This window comes from Stagnihabitans sp., from assembly GCF_964946895.1.
The window spans coordinates 11051-30674 of sequence record NZ_CBBQHX010000021.1 but is presented as its reverse complement, the minus strand read 5'-3'; the positions used below and the strand labels follow the sequence as shown (position 1 = coordinate 30674).

Here is a 19624-nt window from a genome sequence, read left to right as displayed (position 1 = left end):
GCCTCATCTGGTGTAGTCGGGGGTGCGGTTGCCAAGGAAAAAGCGGGCCGGGTCGCGTTCGATCCGCGCCGTAAGGCTCGACAGGTCGGCCACCAGCTTGGTGGCCTGCTGGCTGAGGGTGGTGATCTGCGGCAGGCCCTTGGCGGCAAAGCTGTTGATGCTGGCAAGCGCGGTACGGGCATCCGCCAGCGTCACGTTGGTGTTGGTGGCCACGCCGTCCAGTTTGGTGGCGAAGGCCGAGATCTTGTCGGCCGCCGCCGAGAAGCTGGCAGATGCTTTGGTCAGGTCGTCCATAACCTTGTTCAGACGGCCCGAGGCCTCGTCAAGATTGGCGATGATGCGGGCCACATGATCAGCGTTGTCCTGCGTGGTGAAGCGGCCCATGTCGTCCAGCACCGAAATCGCCTTGGCCAGCAGATCCGGGGCATCGGCCAGCAGCCCCTGCACGACCGTGGTCTTGGAGGGGATCTCTGCCACGCCGGTTCCAGCATTGACTGCAAGCCGGTCGGCATCTGCGGCCCCGCCCTCCAGCCCGACATAGGCCACCCCGGTCACCCCTTGCGAGGCCAGCGTCGCCTCGGTTCCCACTCGGACCGGCGTGGACGCCGCCACCTCGATCCGGACGCGCACTTTGGAAGGGTCGGTGTGGTCAAGCGTGATGGTCAGAACCTTGCCGACATTGACGCCGTTGAAGGTGACGGTGCTGGATTGGCCAAGACCCGAGACCTGATCGAAGACGATGTCATATTGCGTGTAGGTCCGGTCGATCTGCACCTTGGCCAGCCACAGGAAGAAGCCAAGACCAGCCAGAATCGCCAAGATGGTAAAGGCGCCGATCAGAACGTAGTTTGCCTTGGTTTCCACGCGTCAGCCCGCCAAGGCCGCATGGGCGCGCGGGCCGTGGAAATAGGAATGCACCCAAGGATCCTCGACCTTGAGCATCTGGGCCAGTGTGCCCGTGACCAGGACCTTGCCCCCCGCCAGCACCGCGATCCGGTCACAGGTGGCGTGCAGCGTGTCGATGTCGTGGGTGACCAGAAAGACCGACAGGTTAAGCGCCTGCCGCAGCGCCGCGATCAACGCGTCGAATTCCGAGGCGGCAATCGGGTCCAAGCCTGCCGTCGGTTCATCCAGCAGCAGGATTTCAGGATCCAGGGCCAAGGCCCGCGCCAAGCCGGCCCGCTTGCGCATGCCGCCCGACAAGTCCGACGGGTATAGGCTGGCCGCCTTGGGCGGCAACCCGACCATCGCCAGCTTCAGATCCGCCAAGGACCGCCGCAGCGCCGCCGGCAGATTGAAGTGCACCCGCATCGGCGCCTCGACATTCTCACGCACCGTGAGGGCCGAGAACAGGGCGCCGTCCTGAAACATCACACCCCAGCGGGCCCGGGTTTCGCGCAGGTCTGCGGTCAGGACATCGACGCCGAAAACCTTGACGCTGCCCGCATTGGGCTTTTGCAGGCCGACGATGCTGCGCAGCAAAACCGACTTTCCGGTGCCGGACGCGCCAACCACTCCCAGCACCTCACCGCGCATCAGGTCGATATCAAGACCGTTCTGCACCACGGCCTTGCCAAAACGGTTCACCAGTCCCCGCACCTCGATCACCGTTTCCATCACACCCCCGCCGCCGCAAAGAAGATCGAGAACAGTGCGTCGGCGAGGATCACCATGAAGATTGCCTGAACCACAGCGCGCGAGGTCAGGCGGCCAAGGCTTTCGGCGTTGCCCTCGACCTGAAGGCCCTGAAAACAGCCGATCACCCCGATGATCACGGCAAAGAACGGTGCCTTGGCCATGCCCACCAGAAAATGCGAGACATCCGTGTCCAGAAGCCGCGTCCGGAACATACCCGGAGAGATGCCCAGCGCGTACCAGCTCATCAGGCCGCCACCCAAAAGCCCGGCCAGATCGGCAACCACCGCCAGCACAGGCAGCATGAGAAACAGCGCCAGCACGCGCGGCAGCACCAGAACCTCGACCGGGTCCAGCCCAAGGGTGCGCAGCGCATCGACCTCTTCACGCATCTTCATAGACCCGATCGCCGCCGTGAAAGCCGAGGCGGATCGGCCCGCCACGATGATGGCGGTCAGCAAGATCCCCAACTCGCGCAGGACGGATATGGCGATCAGGTCAACCACAAAGACCTCGGCCCCGAACTGGCGCAACTGGTCTGCCCCCTGATAGGCGATGACGATGCCGATCAGGAACGCCATCAGCGCCACAATGGGCACCGCGTTCAGCCCGGTTTCCTGCATGTGAAATACCACAGAGGTCAGGCGCAGCCGCCCGGGGTGGATCACTGTGCCGCCGATCCGTGCCACAACCTGCCCGAAGAAACCCGTGACACGCGCCAGCCCCAGCGCCGCGTCAGCGGTGTCGCGACCCAGATGGTCGACCCTCTCGAGCAGTTGCACATGGCGGCGGGGTCTTGGCGGCTTGGCATCCGGTGGCAAGGCATTCTTGACCGCCTGCAGCAAAAGGGATTGGGCCGGGGTTGCACGCAGGACCGCTGCCCCGCTGCGCCGGGCTTGCGCCAAGATCAGCCAAGCCCCGGCAGTGTCCAGCGCGGTCACACCACCCAAGTCCATGTCCGCTTCGGTCAGAGTGCCCTGCAACGCGGTCAGGCGTTTCAGGACATAGGGCCCCTCAAGGTCTTGGGCGGGCTTGATCTCGGGCGAAACGGGGGGCATCCGACTCCTTGCAGGCTTGATGACAGCCAAACGCGCAGAACGGGTTTTGGTTCCCGGTTCTGCCCACGCCTTTCATCCCGCGGACCAAAGGTCCAAATCCTGCGGTCAGGGAACCATACGCGGGTGAACGCGTTGATCAGCGTGCCTCTCTGATGGCATGTCAAAGGAGACCCTTTCATGGATCATGCCAGCAATGTCGTTCTGGATTCGCTCGATTTTACACCAGAAACCCTGCTTCACGCCGAGATCTACGGCGATGAGGATCACAAGATCGGTACTGTCAGCCATGTGCACGGGCTTGGCACTGCCTCGCAAGTGGTTATTGACGTGGGGGGTTTTCTGGGGCTGGGTACAAAGTCCGTCATGATGGCGGCAAAAGACCTGATCTTCATGCGGGATGACAATGGCACCGTGCATGGACTGACCAGTTGGACCAAAGATCAGGTTCGGGCCTTGCCGGAACACGACCACTAAGCGACAGCCCCCGATCCGGGCGCTGAAATCCCTGATGGGAGCGAGACATGCCGAAATCGAACAAGAAGAAACCCGCAACTGCGGCTCCGGTCAAGAAGTCGTCCTCCGTGATGTCTGCCCTGCATCCGCCGATCAAGGCCGCGGCGGACGCCGGACGCCCCTCGGCCACTATGGGCGGCAAAAGCGCCAGCGCCAAGAAGGGGCGCTGACGCGGCAAAAAGCCGGTGTGCAAGCAACCCTGCGCGGGGTGGCCCAAGGCCAGACCCGCGCGGTTTTACATCACCAGCCGCGCGACACGGCGACAATCGCATTGCAGCCTGAAGCGGACAAAAGCTTGGTGCCCCAGATTGGGTCGCCGTTGACCGGTCGTGCCGGAACGATGATTTCAACGGGGCCTCAACCCACGCCGACCAAGACGCCGCAGCGGATGAAATCTCTCTGCGCCACGTGCAAGCGCCCGCAGTGACATACGGTCAAAACCCGTCGGCGCGTGTCACTGCGGGCCATTTTTCCCGATGTCTTCGGATGGAACGTCCCGGTCGGCCGTCTTCAGGACAAGCCGGAATCGTTCGGGCACACCCTCCCCCAGGATTGGGGCAAACGCCCGGCGCAAAGCTTCCTCCAGCGTGGGATGGGCGCACGCGCGCCGGGATGGCAGGGCTGGGTTCAGGGACATGCCGGGTTCCAGATATCAGGACCGTGATGCTGCAGAACGCCCGCCATCCGGGTCTGGTTCCCGAATGGCCTGTAAGGGTCCAAGCCGGGACGACGACGCCCGCCACTGAAAGCCTTGCGGATCATCCGGGCCCCTGCCGAACCATTCGCCAAGAAATGGCATCTGGCACACGCCGCATCACCGCATCCTGCGGCCCAACTTCCGCCCGTCTGGTTCCAATCCGTTCAGGCTGACAGATCCTGCGGATCGTGGCTGTGGTCTGTTGCGCAATGGGTATGGTTACCCAATGCCTCGATCACGCGGCAATCGGCGATGGAGCCGCCTGCGCAGTGGTCAACCATCCGCTCCAGCTCGGCTTTCAGCGACAGAAGTTGCGCGATGCGGCTCTCCACGGCGTGCAACTGGGCCCGCGCGATGGCATCCACTTCGGCACAGGATCGGTCGGGGTGATCCGTCAGCCCAAGGAGATCGCGGATCGCGTCCAGCGTGAAGCCCAACGCCCGCGCATGGCGGATGAAAGCCAGTCGCTCCAGCGCAGCGCGGGGGTAAAGCCGCTGGTTGCCGGAGGACCGATCAGCCCCGGGCATCAGGCCGATCTGTTCGTAATACCGTATTGTCGGAACCTTGACCCCGGTCGACGCACCAAGTTTTCCGATTGTCAGCATGAAAAGCCCCTTGAACCTCTAGTTACTAGAGAGATTACCTCTATCGTGCGGTCAATGCCAGCGCAGGCCGGAGCGGTGAAAGGATACTTGATGACGACCAAAGACAACGCCCCGCGCCTTGACTGGACCGTGACCGGCATGGATTGCGCAGCCTGTGCCACCAAGATCACCACAGCGTTGGAGCGCCTGCCCGGCGTGGCCGAAGTGCAGGTGGGCATCATGTCTGAAAAGCTCAGCCTGCGGCTGGAGCCAGAGGCGACCTCGCGTGAAACGGTCGAGGCGACGGTGCGCAAATTGGGATATGGCATTGCCACCTATGACAAGACGACGGCCAAGCGCGCCTTCGTCCTGCCCGAGGCTGCGGCCAGCAACCACGACCACGACCACGACCACGACCACGACCACGACCACGACCACGACCACGACCACGACCACGACCACGAAGGCCATGATCATTCCGGGCATGACCATGACAAGCCCAAAGCGACGGACGGTCACGGCGCTGCGGGCCACAATCATGCCACGGCACCGGGGGATCGGGGCAAGCCTTGGTATCAGACGTCCAAGGGCAAGCTGGTGGTCGGCACCGGGCTGCTTCTGGCAGCCGCCACGGCCGTCAAGCTGCTTTCGTCCGAGCCGTTTGCCTTCTGGGCCTTTGTAGCAGCCTGCCTGATCGGCGTGGCCCCCGTCGCCCACCGGGCCTTTGCAGCCTTGCGCGCCGGCATTCCTTTCACGATCGAAGGCTTGATGACCATTGCCGTCGTCGGTGCCCTGTTGATCGGCGCGGCCGAGGAGGCGGCGCTGGTCGTCTTTCTGTTCTCGGTGGGCGAGGTGCTGGAGGGCGTCGCCGCCGACCGCGCCCGCGCCTCGATCCGCGGATTGGCCGATCTGGTGCCGAAGACCGCGCTGGTCGAAGCCGCTGGGGTGGTGACCGCCGTTGATGCCGCCACCTTGCGCATCGGCCAGATCGTGCTGGTCCGCCCGGGCGACCGCATCCCGACCGATGGCACGATTGCCGACGGCACGTCCGGCATCGACGAAAGCCCGGTCACCGGTGAGTCGATGCCAAGGACGAAAGGCCCTGGGGATGAGGTGTTTGCAGGCTCCATCAACGCCGAGGCGGCTTTGCGGGTCAGCGTCACCAAATCCGCCGAAGACAACACCATCGCCCGCATCATCGCCCTGATCGAAGAGGCGGAAGCGGCCCGCGCCCCAACCGAGCGGTTCATCGACCGCTTCAGCCGGTCCTATATGCCGGCCATCACCGGGCTTGCGGTGCTGGTGGCCGTGCTGCCGCCGCTGCTGTTCGGTCAAGTCTGGGGCACCTGGGTTTATCGCGGTCTGGCGTTGTTGCTGATCGGCTGTCCCTGCGCACTTGTGATCTCGGTCCCCGCCTCCATCACCTCGGCCCTTTCAACCGGCGCGCGGCATGGCATCCTGTTGAAGGGGGGGGCGGTGATCGAAGCGGTTGCGCGGGCCGCCAAAGTGGCCTTCGACAAGACGGGCACCCTGACCGCCGGACGGCCAATCGTGACCGATGTGGTGGTGCTGAACGGGACGGAAGCTGACCTTCTGGCCCTGGCCGCCGGGGTGGAGGCTGGGTCAAGCCACCCGCTGGCGCTTGCCATCTTGCACAAAGCGGCAGAGGCGGGTGTTACCCCCCTGCCCGTCACGCAATCCCAAGCTTTGGTCGGCAAGGGCGCGCAGGCCACGGTGGCCGGACAGGTGGCGGTCGTCGGCTCGCCCCGGTTTGCGGTGGAACGGGGGGCATTGGATCCGGCAGGCCTTGGCCGTGCCGCGCAGATGGAGGCCCAAGGCAAGACCGTCGTCGTCATTTTTCGTGACCAAACCGCGCTTGGTCTGATCGCCCTGCGTGATGAACCGCGCGAGGATGCGCGGCAGGCGGTGACCCAACTGGCGGCGATGGGGATCACCTCGGTCATGCTGACAGGCGACAATGCCCGCACGGCAAGCGCGAGTGCCGGGGCCCTTGGCGTTCAGCACCGGGCCGAACTGATGCCCGGCGACAAGGTCACCGCCATCAACGACCTGACAAGGTCGGGTGGCGTGATCATGGTGGGGGATGGCATCAACGACGCCCCGGCGCTGGCCGCCGCCTCGGTTGGCGTGGCGATGGGCTCGGGGACGGATGTGGCCCTGGAAACCGCGTCGGCTGCCTTGCTGCGCAACAAGGTGACGGACGTGGCCGCGATGATCCGTCTGGCGCGGGCGGCGATGGGCAATATCCGGCAGAACGTGGCGATTGCCCTTGGCCTGAAGGCGGTGTTTCTGGTGACAACCGTGCTTGGCATCACCGGGCTGTGGATCGCCATCATGGCGGACACCGGCGCCACGGTTCTGGTCACACTGAACGCCCTGCGGATGCTGCGCTTCAACCCTCAGCGGCAGTGATCCTGCGGCCCCTCCTCGGCCAGCGAGGACAGGATCGGGCAATCAGGCCGGTCATCGCCATGGCAGGTGCGCGACAAATGTTCCAGCGTGGTGACCATGTCCTGCAACCCCTGCATCTTGCGCTGCAAGTCGGCGATGTGGTCGGTGGCAATGCGCTTGACGTCGCCGCTGGCCCGACTGCGGTCGCGCCACAGGGCCAGAAGATCCTCGATCTGCTTGACGCTGAACCCCAGATCACGGGCGCGGCGGATAAAGCGCAGCGTCTGCAGATCCGTCTCGACATAGGTGCGATAGCCCGAGGCACTGCGCAACGCCGGGCGGATCAGGCCGGTATCCTCGTAATAGCGGATCATCTTGGCCGAAATGCCGGTGGCGGCAGAGGCCTCGCCAATGTTCACAGCATCGCCCCCGCATCAAATCGCTTCAGGCGCAGCGCGTTGGACAGCACGAAGACCGACGACATCGCCATGGCCCCCGCCCCCAGCATCGGCGACAAGAGCGTGCCGTTGACCGGATAAAGCGCCCCCGCTGCCACCGGGATCAGGGCAACGTTGTAGGCGAAGGCCCAGAACAAGTTCTGGACAATGTTCCTGATCGTGGCTCGGCTGATGCCAAAAGCCCGCGCCACACCCGCCAGATCGCCGCCCATCAGCACCACATCCGCCGTCTCGATCGCCACATCCGTCCCGGTGCCCACCGCCAGCCCCACATCCGCCTCGGCCAAAGCCGGGGCGTCGTTGATGCCATCGCCGACAAACGCCACCTTGCGGCCCCCTTGGCGAAGCGCCTTCAGCGCGTCAACCTTCCCCTCCGGCAGGACCTCTGCCACCACTTCGTCGATCCCCAGTTCGGCGGCGATCACCTCAGCGGTGCGGCGGTTGTCACCGGTGATCATCGCCACCTTCAAGCCCAACCTGTGCAGGGCCACGATGGCGGCGGGGGTTGATGCCTTGACAGGGTCAGCCACCGCGATCAGCGCCGCAAGCTTGCCGTCGATGGCCGCATAAAGCGGCGTCCGGGCACGGGCAGCCAAAGCCGTGGCCTTGTCGGCCAGCGCCGAAGGGTCAGCGCCAATCTGCACCATGAAGCGATCCGCCCCGACCTCGACCCTCTGCCCGCCCACCATGGCGCGGATGCCAAGGCCGGGAACAGCAGCAAAGCCCGTGGCATCAACCATCGTCACCCCCTCCGCCTTGGCAGCAGCCCCAATCGCCACCGCAACCGGATGTTCCGACCCCGCCTCTGCTGCAGCCACCAGCGCCAGAACCTGCGGCCGGGTAAACCCCTCGGCCAGCACCAAATCCGTCAGCACCGGCCGCCCTTCGGTCAGCGTGCCGGTCTTGTCCAGGGCCACGACCGTCACCGAGGTCAGACTTTGCAGCGCCTGCCCGTTGCGGAACAGCACGCCCAACTCCGCCGCCCGCCCGGTGCCCACCATGATCGAGGTCGGCGTGGCCAGCCCCATCGCACAGGGGCAGGCGATGATCAGCACCGCCACGGCATTGACCAGCGCAAGGGAAAGCGCCGGTTGCGGCCCAAAGATCATCCAGATGACAAAGGTCAGGGCGGCGGCGGCCATCACGGCTGGCACGAACCACGCCGTCACCCGGTCCACCAGCCCCTGGATCGGCAGCTTGGCCCCTTGCGCCGCTTCGACCATCCGGATGATGCGCGACAGCATCATGTCGGCGCCAACCTTCTCGGCCCGGTAGGTGAACGTTCCCGTGGTGTTGATCGTCGCCCCGATCACCGGATCACCCGCAGCCTTGCGCACCGGAACCGGCTCACCCGAGATCATCGCCTCATCGACATAGGATGCCCCCTCCAGCACCACCCCATCGACCGGCAACCGGTCCCCCGGGCGAATCTGCAGGACATCGCCGGGCCTCACCGCCTCCAGCGCCACCTCGACCAAGACCCCCTCCCGCAGCACCTGCGCGGTTTTCGCCTGCAACCCCACCAGTCGCGTGATGGCTTGCGAGGTGCGGCCCTTGGCCCTCGCCTCAAGCCAGCGACCCATCAGGATCAGGGTAATTATGACCGACGAGGATTCGAAATAGACATTGACCGAGCCCGCCGGCAGCAAGAACGGCAGGAAAGCCGCCACCACCGAATAGGCCCACGCGGCACTCGACCCGATCACCACCAAGGCATTCATGTCCGGTGAAAGCTGCCACAGCGCCGGCAGGCCCTTGCGGTAAAACCGCAGGCCAGGGCCGAACTGCACCGCCGTCGCCAGCACGAAATACAGGATGTTCAGGGACTGCATCCCCAGGCTGATCATCACCCACATATGCAGGGCGGGGATCAGATGGCCGCCCATCTCGAGCACGAAGATCGGCAGGGTCAGCGCCGCGGCGATGCAGAAATCGCGCCGCAGATGCGCCTGCTCGGCCTCTCGCCGGGCAGCTGTGCCGGCACCGGACGTCTCGATGGCATGTGGTTCGTAGCCTGCCTTGCGCACGGCAGCGGAGAGGGCGGCGGTCAGGCTGGGGCTTTTGTCCAGCACCGTGATCGTCGCCCGCTCGGTGGCCAAGTTGACCGAAGCCGACACAACCCCCGGTACAGACCCAATCGCCTTTTCCACCCGCGCCACACAGGACGCGCAGGTCATGCCCTCGACCGACAGATCGAAGGTTTCCGGATCGATGTCATAGCCCGCCTTGCGGATCGCGGCCACGACAGCCTCGTGTACCGGCGCTTCCGCATAGCGTACCTCGGCCCGTTCGGTGGCCAGATTGACCGAGGCCGAGGCGACGCCAGGGACCCGGGCGATTGCCTTCTCCACCCGCCCGACGCAAGAGGCGCAGGTCATGCCCTGAACGGAAATGGCCTCAGTCGTTCCGGCAAGGCCGGTGGATGCAAGATCTTTCATGGTCATTGTCTTTCACAGCGCACCCAAATGCGCCTTGATCTGCAGCAGGTGTCAGTCCGGGGTGAACCCCGCCTCGACCACGGCGGCCTTGACGGCCTCGGCACTGGCCGAGGTCTTCACCTGCACCTTGTGGCGGTCAATGTCGATCATCAGTTCAGCAGCGGGGTCCAGCGATTTGATCGCCGCCGTCACTCCACGCGCGCAACCGCCGCAGGTCATATCCGGGATCGTCAAGTCCAGCATCGTCAGGTCCTTTCAAGGGCGGCACGGTCTTTGCCTTGTCCGAAGATGGGGGTTCCCATCATGTCAAGGTCAAGGGGAGTTCCGGCAATTTGTCGAAAATGTCGCAAGCGGGGCCGGAGGCCTTCACTTTCTGCGCGTCAGGCTGTTCGGCCTGATCCCGGATTTGGCCGCCGCCTCTTGCAGGGCGCGCCGGAATTCATCGCGCTTGTCGTGGATCGCGGCGATGACACGGCCTGCCGCCTGCCCCAGACCCAGCAAGGCGGCTTCGGACAGTTGCAGACTGGCCTCAAAGGTTTCCGGCACGGCATCGGTGACGCCCATCGCATAAAGGTGCTGCGCATGCCCGGCGTCCCGTGCCCGCGCCACAATGACGACATCCGGCCGCAGGGCGCGGACCTCGGCCACGATCGCATCGGTGGCCGCCACTTCCGAGACGGTGACAATCACCGCCTTGGCTTCAGCCAGACCGCAGGTCAGCAGGAATTCGGGATCGGTGGCGTCGCCGAAGTAAACCTCCTGCCCATTGCGCCGCTGCAGGGGCACGCTGCGCGCATCGCTGTCCACCGCGACATAGGTCAGGGCGTGCCGCTCCAGCATGGTGCACACCAGTTGGCCCACCCGGCCATAGCCGATCACGATGGCGCGGTCATGGCCGCCCTCGGGCCGGACCTGCAGTTCGGGGTCCGGCGCCTTGGCCTCCTGCAGTCTCGCGGTCAGCTTGCGCGACACGACCGACAACGCCGGAATCAAGGCCATGGTGAAGGCCGTGACCGTCAGAACGAAGCTTGTCACCTCGGGGGGGATCAGGCCCAGCGTGGTCGCCATGCCAATGCCGACAAAGGCAAACTCGCCACCCGGGCCAAGCAGCAAGCCGGTCTCTATCGCCGCCGCCCATGGCAGGCGGAACAGGCGCGCAAGGCCGGTCAACAGGCAGGACTTGATCGCGATCAGGCCCAGAACCGCAAGGCACAGCGCCAAGGGCGCGTTCAGCAGCTCGCGGATATCAATCTTCATGCCGACCGAGAAGAAGAACAACCCCAGCAGCAGCCCCTTGAACGGGCCGATCGTTGTCTCAATCGCCTTGCGAAACTCCGTCTCTGCCAGCAGCAGGCCTGCAACGAAAGCCCCCAGCGCCATCGACAATCCGGCAAGCGCAGCCACAACGCCCGCAGCGATGATGACAAACAGCGTTGTGGCCACGAACAACTCGGACGAGGCGGCGCTCGCCACCAGACGGAAGATCGGCCGAAACAGCAGCCGCCCCACGATCACGATGCCCCCCACGGCCACGGCGGCATTCATGAAGGCCAGAAGCAGGCTGCTCAGGACCGACCCCTGCGCGCCCCCGGCAAGGATCGAGACGAACAGCAGGATCGGAATGACGGCAAGGTCCTGCGCCAGAAGCACGGCGAAGCTGGCGCGCCCTGCCCCGGTCGACAAGCGCCGCTGATGGGCCAGAACCTCGATCACGATGGCAGTGGAGGACAGGGCCAGACAGGACCCAAGGATGACGGAAACCCCAAAGTCATGGCCTAAAAGGCTGGCTGCAGCACTCAACACGGCGGCCGAGATCAGAACCTGCAAGCCACCCAGACCGAAAACCAGCCGTCGCAGCGTCTTCAACCGCTCGTAGGACAGTTCCAACCCGATCACGAACAGCAGGAAGACCACGCCCAGTTCACCGATGCTGGCAACGCTTTCGGCGTCAACCACCGTGACCCAGCGCAGCGCCGGCACCTGCCCGATCAACGACCCCAAGCCCAGGGGACCCAGAACCGCCCCCGCCGCCAGATAGCCCAGCACCGGGCTTAGCCCCAGCCGCCGCACCCCCGGGACCACAAGCCCCGCTGTTCCCAGAACGACAAGCACGTCACTGTAGGTGTCAAGGTTGATCGCTGCGGACACGCATCCTCCTGAGGTCAAAGAGTTGGGGTGGCAGTCATGGTCTGGACGCAAGGGTCCGGCAATAACCGCAAGGCGTCAAGGCACAACCTGCGGGATAGATGACTGACACCCATTCTCGTCAACCCACGACGCCGCCACCTTGAATGCCACAGGCGCATCCTCATATCTTGCACAACCCGAATGATTTGGAGCTTACACCATGCAAGAGGCTGTCAGACTGACCTGCGCAACCTGCGGGCAGGCAAACCGCGTGCCGGTAGCCAAACTGACCGAGGGGCCGAAATGCGGCAGCTGCGGCGACCCGCTGATGGACGGCAAGGTTGCAGAGTTCGATCTTGCGGCCCATGACAAGGCGACGAAGGCGGATGATCTGCCCACGATCATCGACTATTGGGCGCCGTGGTGCGGCCCCTGCCGGATGATGGCGCCCGAATATGCCAAGGCGGCGAAAAGCCTGACCGGCAAGGTGCGCTTTGCCAAGATCAACACCGAAGATAACCCCGCCGTCTCGCAGCGGCTTGGCATTCGCGGCATTCCCCTGTTGATCCTGTGGCGCAAGGGCCGCGAGGTCGCGCGTCTGCCCGGTGCTCGCCCTGCCGCCGAGATCGAGGCTTTCGTCCGCAGCAACGTCGCGGCTTCGGTCTAGATCAGGCGCGGCGGTGGGTGGCTGCCGTGCGCGCCACCTCCTCATAGATCCCCGACAGCAGGTTCAGCGTGCGCGTCGCCTCCGCCAGCCTTCCGGCAAACCCCGGAAGGTTTTCGATCGCCGTCATCAGCAACCGCCGCCTTAACGCGCCGTAATCTTCGGTCACCCGCAAGCCCTGTTCTGTAACCTCATAGGTCACCCCCGACCGCCCCGAGCCCTTGCGCAGGATCAACCCGGCCCCCAAGAGTTTCCGCAGCGAATACTGGATATTGGGCACATCATCGCGGTTCGTCAGCCTTGCCAGATCCTTGATCGACTTAGGGCGATCATTCATCCGGATGATATGCAGCAACGCATTCTCCGGCCCGGTCGCGGCCAGATCGCAGACCGACGCCAGACACTCGGACTGCCACCGCCCGAATCCCTCAAACGCCCGCATCAGCGCAAATTCCAGCTCGGTCGTGTCGACCTCGGCAGCACTTTGCGCAAGGTGCCACAGGTAATCCAACCCCGCTTCCTTGCCAGAGCCCTGAACGGATTGCGGTTTTTTCACCATGGCGGCCTCCTCGGTCGCTTGCAGCATCCCCTGCCAAACCTGTTGACGCAATGGGGTTTTACGATAGACTTTCAAACATAAAATACTTCTGAACATCAACAGGGATCACACAATGTCAGACGCACCGATGCTTTCGGGCGACCGCTTTCGCTTGGGCACCTTTTCGACCAACTGTTCTTCCGGCATGACCCCCACCCAGGCCGCCGACCGCTGGGTCAACTCCTGGGACAACAACCTGACGCTGGCGAAAATGCTGGACGAGGCCGGGATCGACTTCATGCTGCCCATCGCCCGCTGGATCGGCTACGGCGGCCCCACCGATTTCCACGGCGGTGTGCTGGAGACGATGACCTGGGCCGCGGGCCTTCTGGCCTCCACCCAAAACATCTCGATCTTCGCCACCATCCACACTTCGGCCAACCACCCGGTTGTCGTGGCCAAACAGATCGCCACCATCGACCAGATCGGCAAAGGCCGCGCGGGCCTGAACATCGTCGCAGGCTGGAACAAGCCCGAGTATGAGGCGCTGGGTCTGACCCTCCCCGATGACCACGAAACCCGCTATGGCTATGCGCAGGAATGGTACGATCTGGTCCGCAAGATCTGGTCCTCCGACACGCATTTCGACTGGGATGACAAATATTTCAAGGGCATCAAGGGCCTGAAGGGCGACCCCTCACCGATGCGCGGCTCTGTGCCCGTCATCAACGCCGCAGGCTCCCCGCAGGGCCGCGAATTCGCCACCGACAACGCCAACTTCCTCTTCACGCCGGCCATCGACCTCGCCCGGTCCAAGGACGAAATCGCCGCCCTGAAGGCCCAAGCCGCCGCCAAGAAGCGCAAGGTCGGCGTCCTGACCTTCTCTCACGTCGTCTGCCGCCCGACCGAGAAAGAGGCGCAAGACTACGTCCGCTACATCGTGGACGAAAATGCCGATTGGGAGGCGACCGACAACCTGATCCGCCTGCAACTCGCCCACGCCCTGTCCTTCCCGCACGACCTCTTGACCCAGATCCGCTACGGCTTCGCCCTTGGCCACGGTGGTTTCCCCCTGATCGGCACGCCCGACCAAGTCGCCGCGGGCCTGATCAAACTACACCAGACGGGGTTTGCCGGAACCACCTTGTCCTTCGTCGATTACGTCAAAGAGTTCCCCTACTTCCGCGACGAGGTTCTGCCCCGCTTGGAAAAAGCCGGCATTCGCTGAGAAACAGCAGCCCGTCGCCCCATGGCTGCGGGCCCATTTGATATCGAACCCACGCAAGGAAGATCAACGCTGCGGCGCAGGTCGGTCAGTGACCCGTCCGGCGCTTCAGAAGGCCATGGTTTGGCAAGGGCCGTCAGGCTGTTGACGGGTCGGCAGGCAACTGGAACAGGATGCGCTCGGCGCCCGAAGTGATCATGTGCGTGGTGTCGATGTCGGGTGCAACCATGGCATAATCGCCGTCGATGGTCAGACTTGCGGCCCCATGGACCAGCGTCCAAAGCTGCACAGCAATCATCCGGGCCTGACCTTCCACCCGGTGAATGGCACAGTATTGCACCACTTCGTCCAGAACATAGGCAAAGCAGGCCTTGCCGCAGACAGAGGCAAGGTCACCCCCTGACACGCTGGACTTCTGGCTGAACATCATGCGGAACAGCGCCGGTTCCCCGACAGCAAAGTCCAGATAGACCTGTCCGACCGCGATGATCCGCGCGCGGTCGCCGGGGGCAAAGGCCTCGGCTGCGGTGCGGAACCGGTTCGCCATATCGGTGAATCCCTGCGCCACCACTTCCGTGATGATTTCGCCCTTGTCGGCGAAGTGGCGGTAGGGCGCGGCGGTGGAAACACCGGCCAGACGACAGGCATCCGACAGGCTGAAATCATTGCCCTGACGGTCCTGGATCAACGCGCGGGCCGCCGTGATCAGCGCCTGCCGCAGTTCGCCATGATGATAGGACGTCTTCAAGATCACCCCTTTCAAGGGCAGGCCACACCGCGTTCTAGCCGCTTGTGACTTCCGCGCAAAGTCTTGGCAAGCGGGTGGGAAAGCCCTTGCCATGTTAGTAAGCCTAACATAAGTTAGAACCCCTAACATAGCGACATGATCGGGGCTTCAGGATGGCGTGGTCCGTTGGGTTCAAGACAACTTTGGTTATGGCACCTCTTGCCGCGCTGGCAGTTGGCGCCGTGGCGGGGCGGGACCTGTTGCCCACCCTCTGGCCAAGGCCCGCGACCGTTCAAACGGCATCGGGCGCGCGTCCACCTCAGCCGGTGCGCGTCACGCGCGTGACCTATGCGGCGACGGCGGACCAGCACAGTTTCACCGGAACGATCCGCCCGCATCAGGAAACGCCCATGGCCTTCCGCCAGCCCGGCAAGATCATTGCCCGGCTGGTCGAGGCGGGCGACCGGGTCGTGGCGGGTCAGGTGCTGGCCCGTCTGGACGATACCGACGCCCGGCTAACCCTTGAAAGCGCGGCGGCAGAGGTCACCGCCGCCCGCACCGATCTGGAAAGGGCCCGCGCCGAGGCTGACCGCTGCCGCCGTCTGATCGCCGAGGGGCATGTCACACAGGCCGGCCTTGATGCCGCCGTCAGCGCCGAAGCACAGGCGCAGGCGCGCCTTGACCATGCCTTGCGCCAGCGCGATCAGGCGGCCAACGGTCTGTCATACGCCACCCTCGTGGCCGATGCTGCGGGTGTGGTGACCCAGGTCTCCGCAGAGGCCGGGCAGGTTGTGGCGGCGGGTCAACCCGTGGCTTTTGTGGCGGGTGACAAGGCACTGGACGTGGTTTTCGCCCTGCCGGAACAGATGCGCCAAGACTTGGACGGGGATGTCGCCTCGGCAAAGCTGTGGGGCAACGACGGGCACAGCTACGCCCTGACGTTCCGTGATATCTCGCCGGATGTGGATCCGGCCACGCGCACCTACCGCGTTCGCATGGCGCTGATGGCTCCGGATGCCGCTGTATCACTCGGCCGGACCGCGATCGTCTCGCTGACGGGAAGCGTCGGGACGCCTATGGTCACCCTGCCCTTGGCGGCGGTGATGAATGATGAGACTGGTGCTGCCGTCTGGCGCCTGTCACCGCAGGAAACGCAGGTGCAGCGGGTGCCGGTCGAAATCGCGGCGCTGCAGGACAACATGGCGCAGCTGCGCGGTGGTCTGGCCGAGGGCGATCTGGTCGTCAGTCTTGGCGCCTCAAGGGTGGACCCGGCCCAGCCGGTGCGCGTGGTGGAAACCGCCCCCGCGCCGGCCCTGTGAGGGGGCGTCGATGAGCAATTTCAACCTCTCGCTCTGGTCGGTCCGCAACCCCGCCGTGACGCTCTTTGCCATCCTCGTGGCACTGGCGGCCGGGGCCTATGCCTACCTCAACCTCGGCCGCGCCGAGGACCCGAGTTTCACGGTCAAGACGATGATCGTGCAGGCCGTCTGGCCTGGCGCCACAGCCGAGGAGATGCAGAACCTGGTGGCCGATCCAATCGAGAAGCGCATTCAGGAGCTTCCGGAACTCGACTATGTGCGCACCTACTCTCGGCCCGGGGCCATGGTCATCCAGGTGCAGCTGAAGGACTCGGTCCGGGCCGAAGCGGCGGGGGTCTGGTATCAGATCCGCAAGAAAATCAGCGACTTGCGCCCACAATTGCCGCAGGGGGTGATCGGGCCCTTCTTCAACGACGAATTCGGCGATGTCTATTCCGCCCTTTACATGGTCACCGGCGACGGCGTGGGCCGGGCTGATCTGAAAACCTATGCCGAACGCCTGCGCAGCCGGCTGCTGACCGTGGACGCGGCCGCCAAGGTCTCGCTGATCGGCGAGGTGAAAGAGCGCATCTTCGTCGAAATCAGTCCTCATCGGCTGGCCACCCTCGGCATCTCGGCACAGACGATCTTCAATGCGATCGCACAGCAGAATGCCATGACAGCGGCGGGGGCCTTCGCCACCTCGGCGGACGAGGTTGAGGTGCGCGTCAGCGGCGGTCTGGGCAGTCTGGCCGCCCTGCGCGCGTTGCCGATCTCGGCCGGGGGCACCGTGTTTCGTCTGGGCGACATCGCCACCGTGAGGCGCGGGTACGAGGATCCGCCCTCTTATCTGGCCTACCTTGACGGGGCCGAAACGGTGGGTGTCGGGGTGACCATGGCCGAAGGCGCCAATGTCGTGCATCTGGGACAGGCGCTGCAGGCCGAGGTTGATGCCTTCCGGGCCGATCTGCCGCTGGGGGTACAGGTCACACAGGTCTCGGATCAGGCCGATATCGTCGTGCATGCCTTTGACGAATTCCTGCACACCTTCGTCGAGGCGCTGGTGATCGTGCTGATCGTGTCCTTCGTGACCTTGGGTTTGCGCACCGGCATCGTCGTGGCCCTGTCGGTGCCCATCGTGCTGGCGGTGGTGTTTGCGATCATGTGGGCCATGGGGTTGAACTTTGACCGCATCACGCTTGGCGCCTTGATCATCGCCCTGGGCCTGCTGGTGGATGACGCCATCATTGCGGTCGAGACGATGGTGGTGCGGATCGAACAGGGTCATGACCGGATCGCCGCCGCCTCGGCAGCGTGGTCCAGCACGGCGTTTCCGATGCTGACGGGCACGCTTGTGACGGTGGCGGGCTTCCTGCCGGTGGGCTTTGCGAAATCGACTGCGGGGGAATACGCGGGCAACATCTTCTGGGTGGTGGGGATTGCCTTGATCGTGTCCTGGGTCGTGGCGGTCATCGTGACACCCTATCTGGGGGTCCGCCTGCTTCCCACCCCAAAGACTGGGGCCCATCATGGCAATTATCAGGGGCGGCTGTACCGGATGCTGCGGGTGGCGGTGAACGCAGCCCTGCGGGCCAGATGGGCGGTGATCGGGCTGGTGGTCGCGGCTTTGGCGGCCACGGGGGTCGGGATGGGCTTTGTGCAGCAGCAGTTCTTCCCGACCTCTGAACGCGCGGAATTGTTCATCGAGACCCGGATGCCCGAAGGCTCCTCGATCGCGGCCACGACCAAGGCCGCGCTGGCGGCTGCGGCGCTGGTCAAGGGGGATCCCGACCTGCGGTTTGCGACCACCTATGTCGGGGCGGGATCGCCGCGCTTCTTTCTGGCGCTGAACCCCGCCCTGCCGGACCCCAGTTTTGCCATCACCGTCCTGATGGCGCAGGATGCTGCCGCGCGCGACCGGCTGCGGGCCCGGATCGAAGCGGCGGTGGCGGCGGGTGCTGTGCCGGAGGCGCGCATCCGGGTCGATCAGATTGTCTTCGGACCGCCGGTGGGCTTTCCCGTGCAGGTTCGCGTCATCGGCCCCGATCCGGCGCAAGTGCGCCAGATTGCGACAGAGGTGCGCGCCGTCATGGTGGCCAATCCCAACACGGTGGCGCCGCAATTCGACTGGAACGAACAGGCAAAAACCCTGCAAGTTCAAGTGGATCAAGACCGTATCCGGGCGCTTGGCCTAAGCACCGCAGACATCTCGAACACGCTTGAGACGCTGCTGTCGGGGGCGAAGGTCACGGAATACCGCGAGGGCAGCAGCCTGATCGACGTCATCCTGCGCGCCCCGCAGGCCGAGCGCGCCGATCCTTCGGCCTTGGGCGATCTGAGCGTGCCCTTGCCGGCGGGTGGGGCAGTGCCGCTGTCGCAGCTGGCGACGATCCGCTATGGGTTCGAGGAGCCGATCCTGTGGCGGCGCAACCGCGACATGGTTCTGACCGTGCGCGCGGATGTCGTGCCGGGGGTGCAGGCGCCGACCGTCTCGGCCCAGATCCAGCCCTTGCTGCAGCCGATCATCGACCGGCTTCCCGCGGGTTATCGGATCGAAACCGGCGGCGCGGTGGAGGAAACCGCCAAGGCCAATGGCGCGTTGTTCAAGGTCTTTCCGCTGATGTTTCTGGCAATGCTGACGCTGCTGATGCTGCAATTGCGCAGCTTTTCCAAGCTGTTGCTGGTTTTCCTGACCGCTCCGCTTGGCGGCATCGGGGCGGTTGCGGCCTTGCTGGCCTTCAACGCGCCCTTCGGGTTCGTGGCCTTGCTGGGGGTGATCGCACTGGCCGGAATGATCATGCGCAACACGGTCATTCTGGTGGATCAGATCGACCACGACCTTGCCGCCGGGGTGGCCCCCTGGGAGGCGATCGTCGAAAGCACGGTGCGGCGGGCGCGGCCGGTGGTGCTGACGGCGCTGGCGGCGATTCTGGCGATGATCCCCTTGTCGCGCTCGATCTTCTGGGGGCCGATGGCGCTGTCGATCATGGGGGGGTTGATCGGGGCGACGGTGCTGACCCTGTTCTTCCTGCCAGCCCTGTATGCGGCGTGGTTCCGGGTCAGGCCCACGCCGGTTGCACAGAGGGGGACGGTCTTGGCGGCCGGGTATCCGCCGATGCGTCTGGCGGGGGAGTGAGGCGGCGCAAGCCCCTGAGAACGCGGTGTTAATCCTGACAGACTGGCGAAATTCAGGGCGTTGACCGCGTCATTCCCGTGGCGTTCTTCTGTCGTTCTTTTGTAACTACGCGCG

Annotated in this window: 17 protein-coding genes; 7 read left to right on the top strand and 10 right to left on the bottom strand. The window is 64.7% G+C overall.

What is annotated here, in order from left to right; all coding sequences use genetic code 11:
- Positions 1-3 precede the first annotated feature (3 nt).
- Genes AC1Y2B_RS14230 through AC1Y2B_RS14220 form a run of 3 tightly spaced genes read right to left on the bottom strand, consistent with a single transcriptional unit; the run spans position 4 to position 2693 of the window.
- Positions 4-864: an MlaD family protein gene (locus AC1Y2B_RS14230; protein WP_482253767.1), complete on the bottom strand. Its 861-nt coding sequence runs from the start codon at positions 862-864 to the stop codon at positions 4-6.
- A 3-nt stretch (positions 865-867) separates the two neighbouring features.
- Positions 868-1617 (bottom strand): ABC transporter ATP-binding protein, encoded by a 750-nt coding sequence (locus AC1Y2B_RS14225; RefSeq protein WP_482253766.1) that lies wholly within the window; start codon positions 1615-1617, stop codon positions 868-870.
- Positions 1617-2693 (bottom strand): MlaE family ABC transporter permease, encoded by a 1077-nt coding sequence (locus AC1Y2B_RS14220; RefSeq protein ID WP_482253765.1) that lies wholly within the window; start codon positions 2691-2693, stop codon positions 1617-1619. Before AC1Y2B_RS14220 ends, AC1Y2B_RS14225 begins: the two co-directional genes overlap by 1 nt.
- Positions 2694-2870: 177 nt before the next feature.
- On the opposite strand from AC1Y2B_RS14220, the gene AC1Y2B_RS14215 reads away from it, so the two are divergent.
- Positions 2871-3167, top strand: coding sequence for a PRC-barrel domain containing protein (locus tag AC1Y2B_RS14215; protein ID WP_482253764.1), 297 nt, complete (start codon positions 2871-2873; stop codon positions 3165-3167).
- Between the two features lie 47 nt (positions 3168-3214).
- Positions 3215-3376, top strand: a complete 162-nt coding sequence (locus tag AC1Y2B_RS14210; RefSeq protein ID WP_482253763.1) for a hypothetical protein — start codon at positions 3215-3217, stop codon at positions 3374-3376.
- Between the two features lie 691 nt (positions 3377-4067).
- Here AC1Y2B_RS14210 and AC1Y2B_RS14205 read toward each other — a convergent pair.
- Positions 4068-4508: a MerR family transcriptional regulator gene (locus AC1Y2B_RS14205; RefSeq protein ID WP_482253762.1), complete on the bottom strand. Its 441-nt coding sequence runs from the start codon at positions 4506-4508 to the stop codon at positions 4068-4070.
- Positions 4509-4598: 90 nt separating this feature from the next.
- Here AC1Y2B_RS14205 and AC1Y2B_RS14200 point away from each other — a divergent pair, with 90 nt between their 5' ends.
- Positions 4599-6920, top strand: a complete 2322-nt coding sequence (locus tag AC1Y2B_RS14200; RefSeq protein WP_482253761.1) for a heavy metal translocating P-type ATPase — start codon at positions 4599-4601, stop codon at positions 6918-6920.
- On the opposite strand, the gene cueR is transcribed toward AC1Y2B_RS14200, so the two are convergent.
- The 4 genes from cueR to AC1Y2B_RS14180 all read right to left on the bottom strand — a co-directional run bounded on the left by cueR (position 6908) and on the right by AC1Y2B_RS14180 (position 11943).
- Positions 6908-7318 carry a Cu(I)-responsive transcriptional regulator gene (cueR, locus tag AC1Y2B_RS14195; RefSeq protein WP_482253760.1) on the bottom strand — a complete coding sequence of 137 codons (411 nt, stop codon included), beginning with the start codon at positions 7316-7318 and terminating at the stop codon, positions 6908-6910. The two genes, AC1Y2B_RS14200 and cueR, sit on opposite strands and share 13 nt — an antisense overlap.
- The gene (locus AC1Y2B_RS14190) at positions 7315-9795 is read right to left on the bottom strand and encodes a heavy metal translocating P-type ATPase (RefSeq protein WP_482253759.1); all 2481 of its coding nucleotides are present in this window, start codon (positions 9793-9795) and stop codon (positions 7315-7317) included. The genes cueR and AC1Y2B_RS14190 overlap by 4 nt, the downstream gene beginning before the upstream one ends.
- A 51-nt stretch (positions 9796-9846) precedes the next feature.
- On the bottom strand, positions 9847-10038 hold the full coding sequence (locus tag AC1Y2B_RS14185; RefSeq protein ID WP_482253758.1) for a heavy-metal-associated domain-containing protein: 192 nt from the start codon (positions 10036-10038) through the stop codon (positions 9847-9849).
- 123 nt (positions 10039-10161) lie between these two features.
- The gene (locus tag AC1Y2B_RS14180) at positions 10162-11943 is read right to left on the bottom strand and encodes a cation:proton antiporter domain-containing protein (RefSeq protein ID WP_482253757.1); all 1782 of its coding nucleotides are present in this window, start codon (positions 11941-11943) and stop codon (positions 10162-10164) included.
- Between the two features lie 199 nt (positions 11944-12142).
- On the opposite strand from AC1Y2B_RS14180, the gene trxC reads away from it, so the two are divergent.
- Positions 12143-12589, top strand: coding sequence for a thioredoxin TrxC (trxC, locus tag AC1Y2B_RS14175; protein ID WP_482253756.1), 447 nt, complete (start codon positions 12143-12145; stop codon positions 12587-12589).
- Position 12590: 1 nt separating this feature from the next.
- On the opposite strand, the gene AC1Y2B_RS14170 is transcribed toward trxC, so the two are convergent.
- A complete protein-coding gene (locus AC1Y2B_RS14170) occupies positions 12591-13145 on the bottom strand; it encodes a winged helix DNA-binding protein (RefSeq protein ID WP_482253755.1) in 555 nt (184 codons plus the stop codon).
- Between the two features lie 112 nt (positions 13146-13257).
- On the opposite strand from AC1Y2B_RS14170, the gene AC1Y2B_RS14165 reads away from it, so the two are divergent.
- The gene (locus AC1Y2B_RS14165) at positions 13258-14352 is read left to right on the top strand and encodes an LLM class flavin-dependent oxidoreductase (protein ID WP_482253754.1); all 1095 of its coding nucleotides are present in this window, start codon (positions 13258-13260) and stop codon (positions 14350-14352) included.
- Positions 14353-14485: 133 nt separating this feature from the next.
- On the opposite strand, the gene AC1Y2B_RS14160 is transcribed toward AC1Y2B_RS14165, so the two are convergent.
- On the bottom strand, positions 14486-15097 hold the full coding sequence (locus AC1Y2B_RS14160; RefSeq protein WP_482253753.1) for a TetR/AcrR family transcriptional regulator: 612 nt from the start codon (positions 15095-15097) through the stop codon (positions 14486-14488).
- A 152-nt stretch (positions 15098-15249) separates the two neighbouring features.
- Here AC1Y2B_RS14160 and AC1Y2B_RS14155 point away from each other — a divergent pair, with 152 nt between their 5' ends.
- Entirely contained in the window at positions 15250-16395 is a 1146-nt protein-coding gene (locus AC1Y2B_RS14155) for an efflux RND transporter periplasmic adaptor subunit (RefSeq protein ID WP_482253752.1), read from the top strand.
- A gap of 10 nt (positions 16396-16405) precedes the next feature.
- On the top strand, positions 16406-19510 hold the full coding sequence (locus AC1Y2B_RS14150; protein ID WP_482253751.1) for an efflux RND transporter permease subunit: 3105 nt from the start codon (positions 16406-16408) through the stop codon (positions 19508-19510).
- Positions 19511-19624: the final 114 nt, after the last annotated feature.

Bases quoted from the DNA above. Each gene is read 5' to 3' on its own strand.
- AC1Y2B_RS14150 (WP_482253751.1), top strand. From the start codon at position 16,406: ATGAGCAATTTCAACCTCTCGCTCTGGTCGGTCCGCAACCCCGCCGTG.
- AC1Y2B_RS14190 (WP_482253759.1), bottom strand. From the start codon at position 9,795: ATGAAAGATCTTGCATCCACCGGCCTTGCCGGAACGACTGAGGCCATT.
- AC1Y2B_RS14205 (WP_482253762.1), bottom strand. From the start codon at position 4,508: ATGCTGACAATCGGAAAACTTGGTGCGTCGACCGGGGTCAAGGTTCCG.
- AC1Y2B_RS14215 (WP_482253764.1), top strand. From the start codon at position 2,871: ATGGATCATGCCAGCAATGTCGTTCTGGATTCGCTCGATTTTACACCA.
- trxC (WP_482253756.1), top strand. From the start codon at position 12,143: ATGCAAGAGGCTGTCAGACTGACCTGCGCAACCTGCGGGCAGGCAAAC.
- AC1Y2B_RS14220 (WP_482253765.1), bottom strand. From the start codon at position 2,693: ATGCCCCCCGTTTCGCCCGAGATCAAGCCCGCCCAAGACCTTGAGGGG.
- AC1Y2B_RS14210 (WP_482253763.1), top strand. From the start codon at position 3,215: ATGCCGAAATCGAACAAGAAGAAACCCGCAACTGCGGCTCCGGTCAAG.
- AC1Y2B_RS14170 (WP_482253755.1), bottom strand. From the start codon at position 13,145: ATGGTGAAAAAACCGCAATCCGTTCAGGGCTCTGGCAAGGAAGCGGGG.
- AC1Y2B_RS14225 (WP_482253766.1), bottom strand. From the start codon at position 1,617: ATGGAAACGGTGATCGAGGTGCGGGGACTGGTGAACCGTTTTGGCAAG.
- AC1Y2B_RS14185 (WP_482253758.1), bottom strand. From the start codon at position 10,038: ATGCTGGACTTGACGATCCCGGATATGACCTGCGGCGGTTGCGCGCGT.
- AC1Y2B_RS14155 (WP_482253752.1), top strand. From the start codon at position 15,250: ATGGCGTGGTCCGTTGGGTTCAAGACAACTTTGGTTATGGCACCTCTT.
- AC1Y2B_RS14165 (WP_482253754.1), top strand. From the start codon at position 13,258: ATGTCAGACGCACCGATGCTTTCGGGCGACCGCTTTCGCTTGGGCACC.
- AC1Y2B_RS14200 (WP_482253761.1), top strand. From the start codon at position 4,599: ATGACGACCAAAGACAACGCCCCGCGCCTTGACTGGACCGTGACCGGC.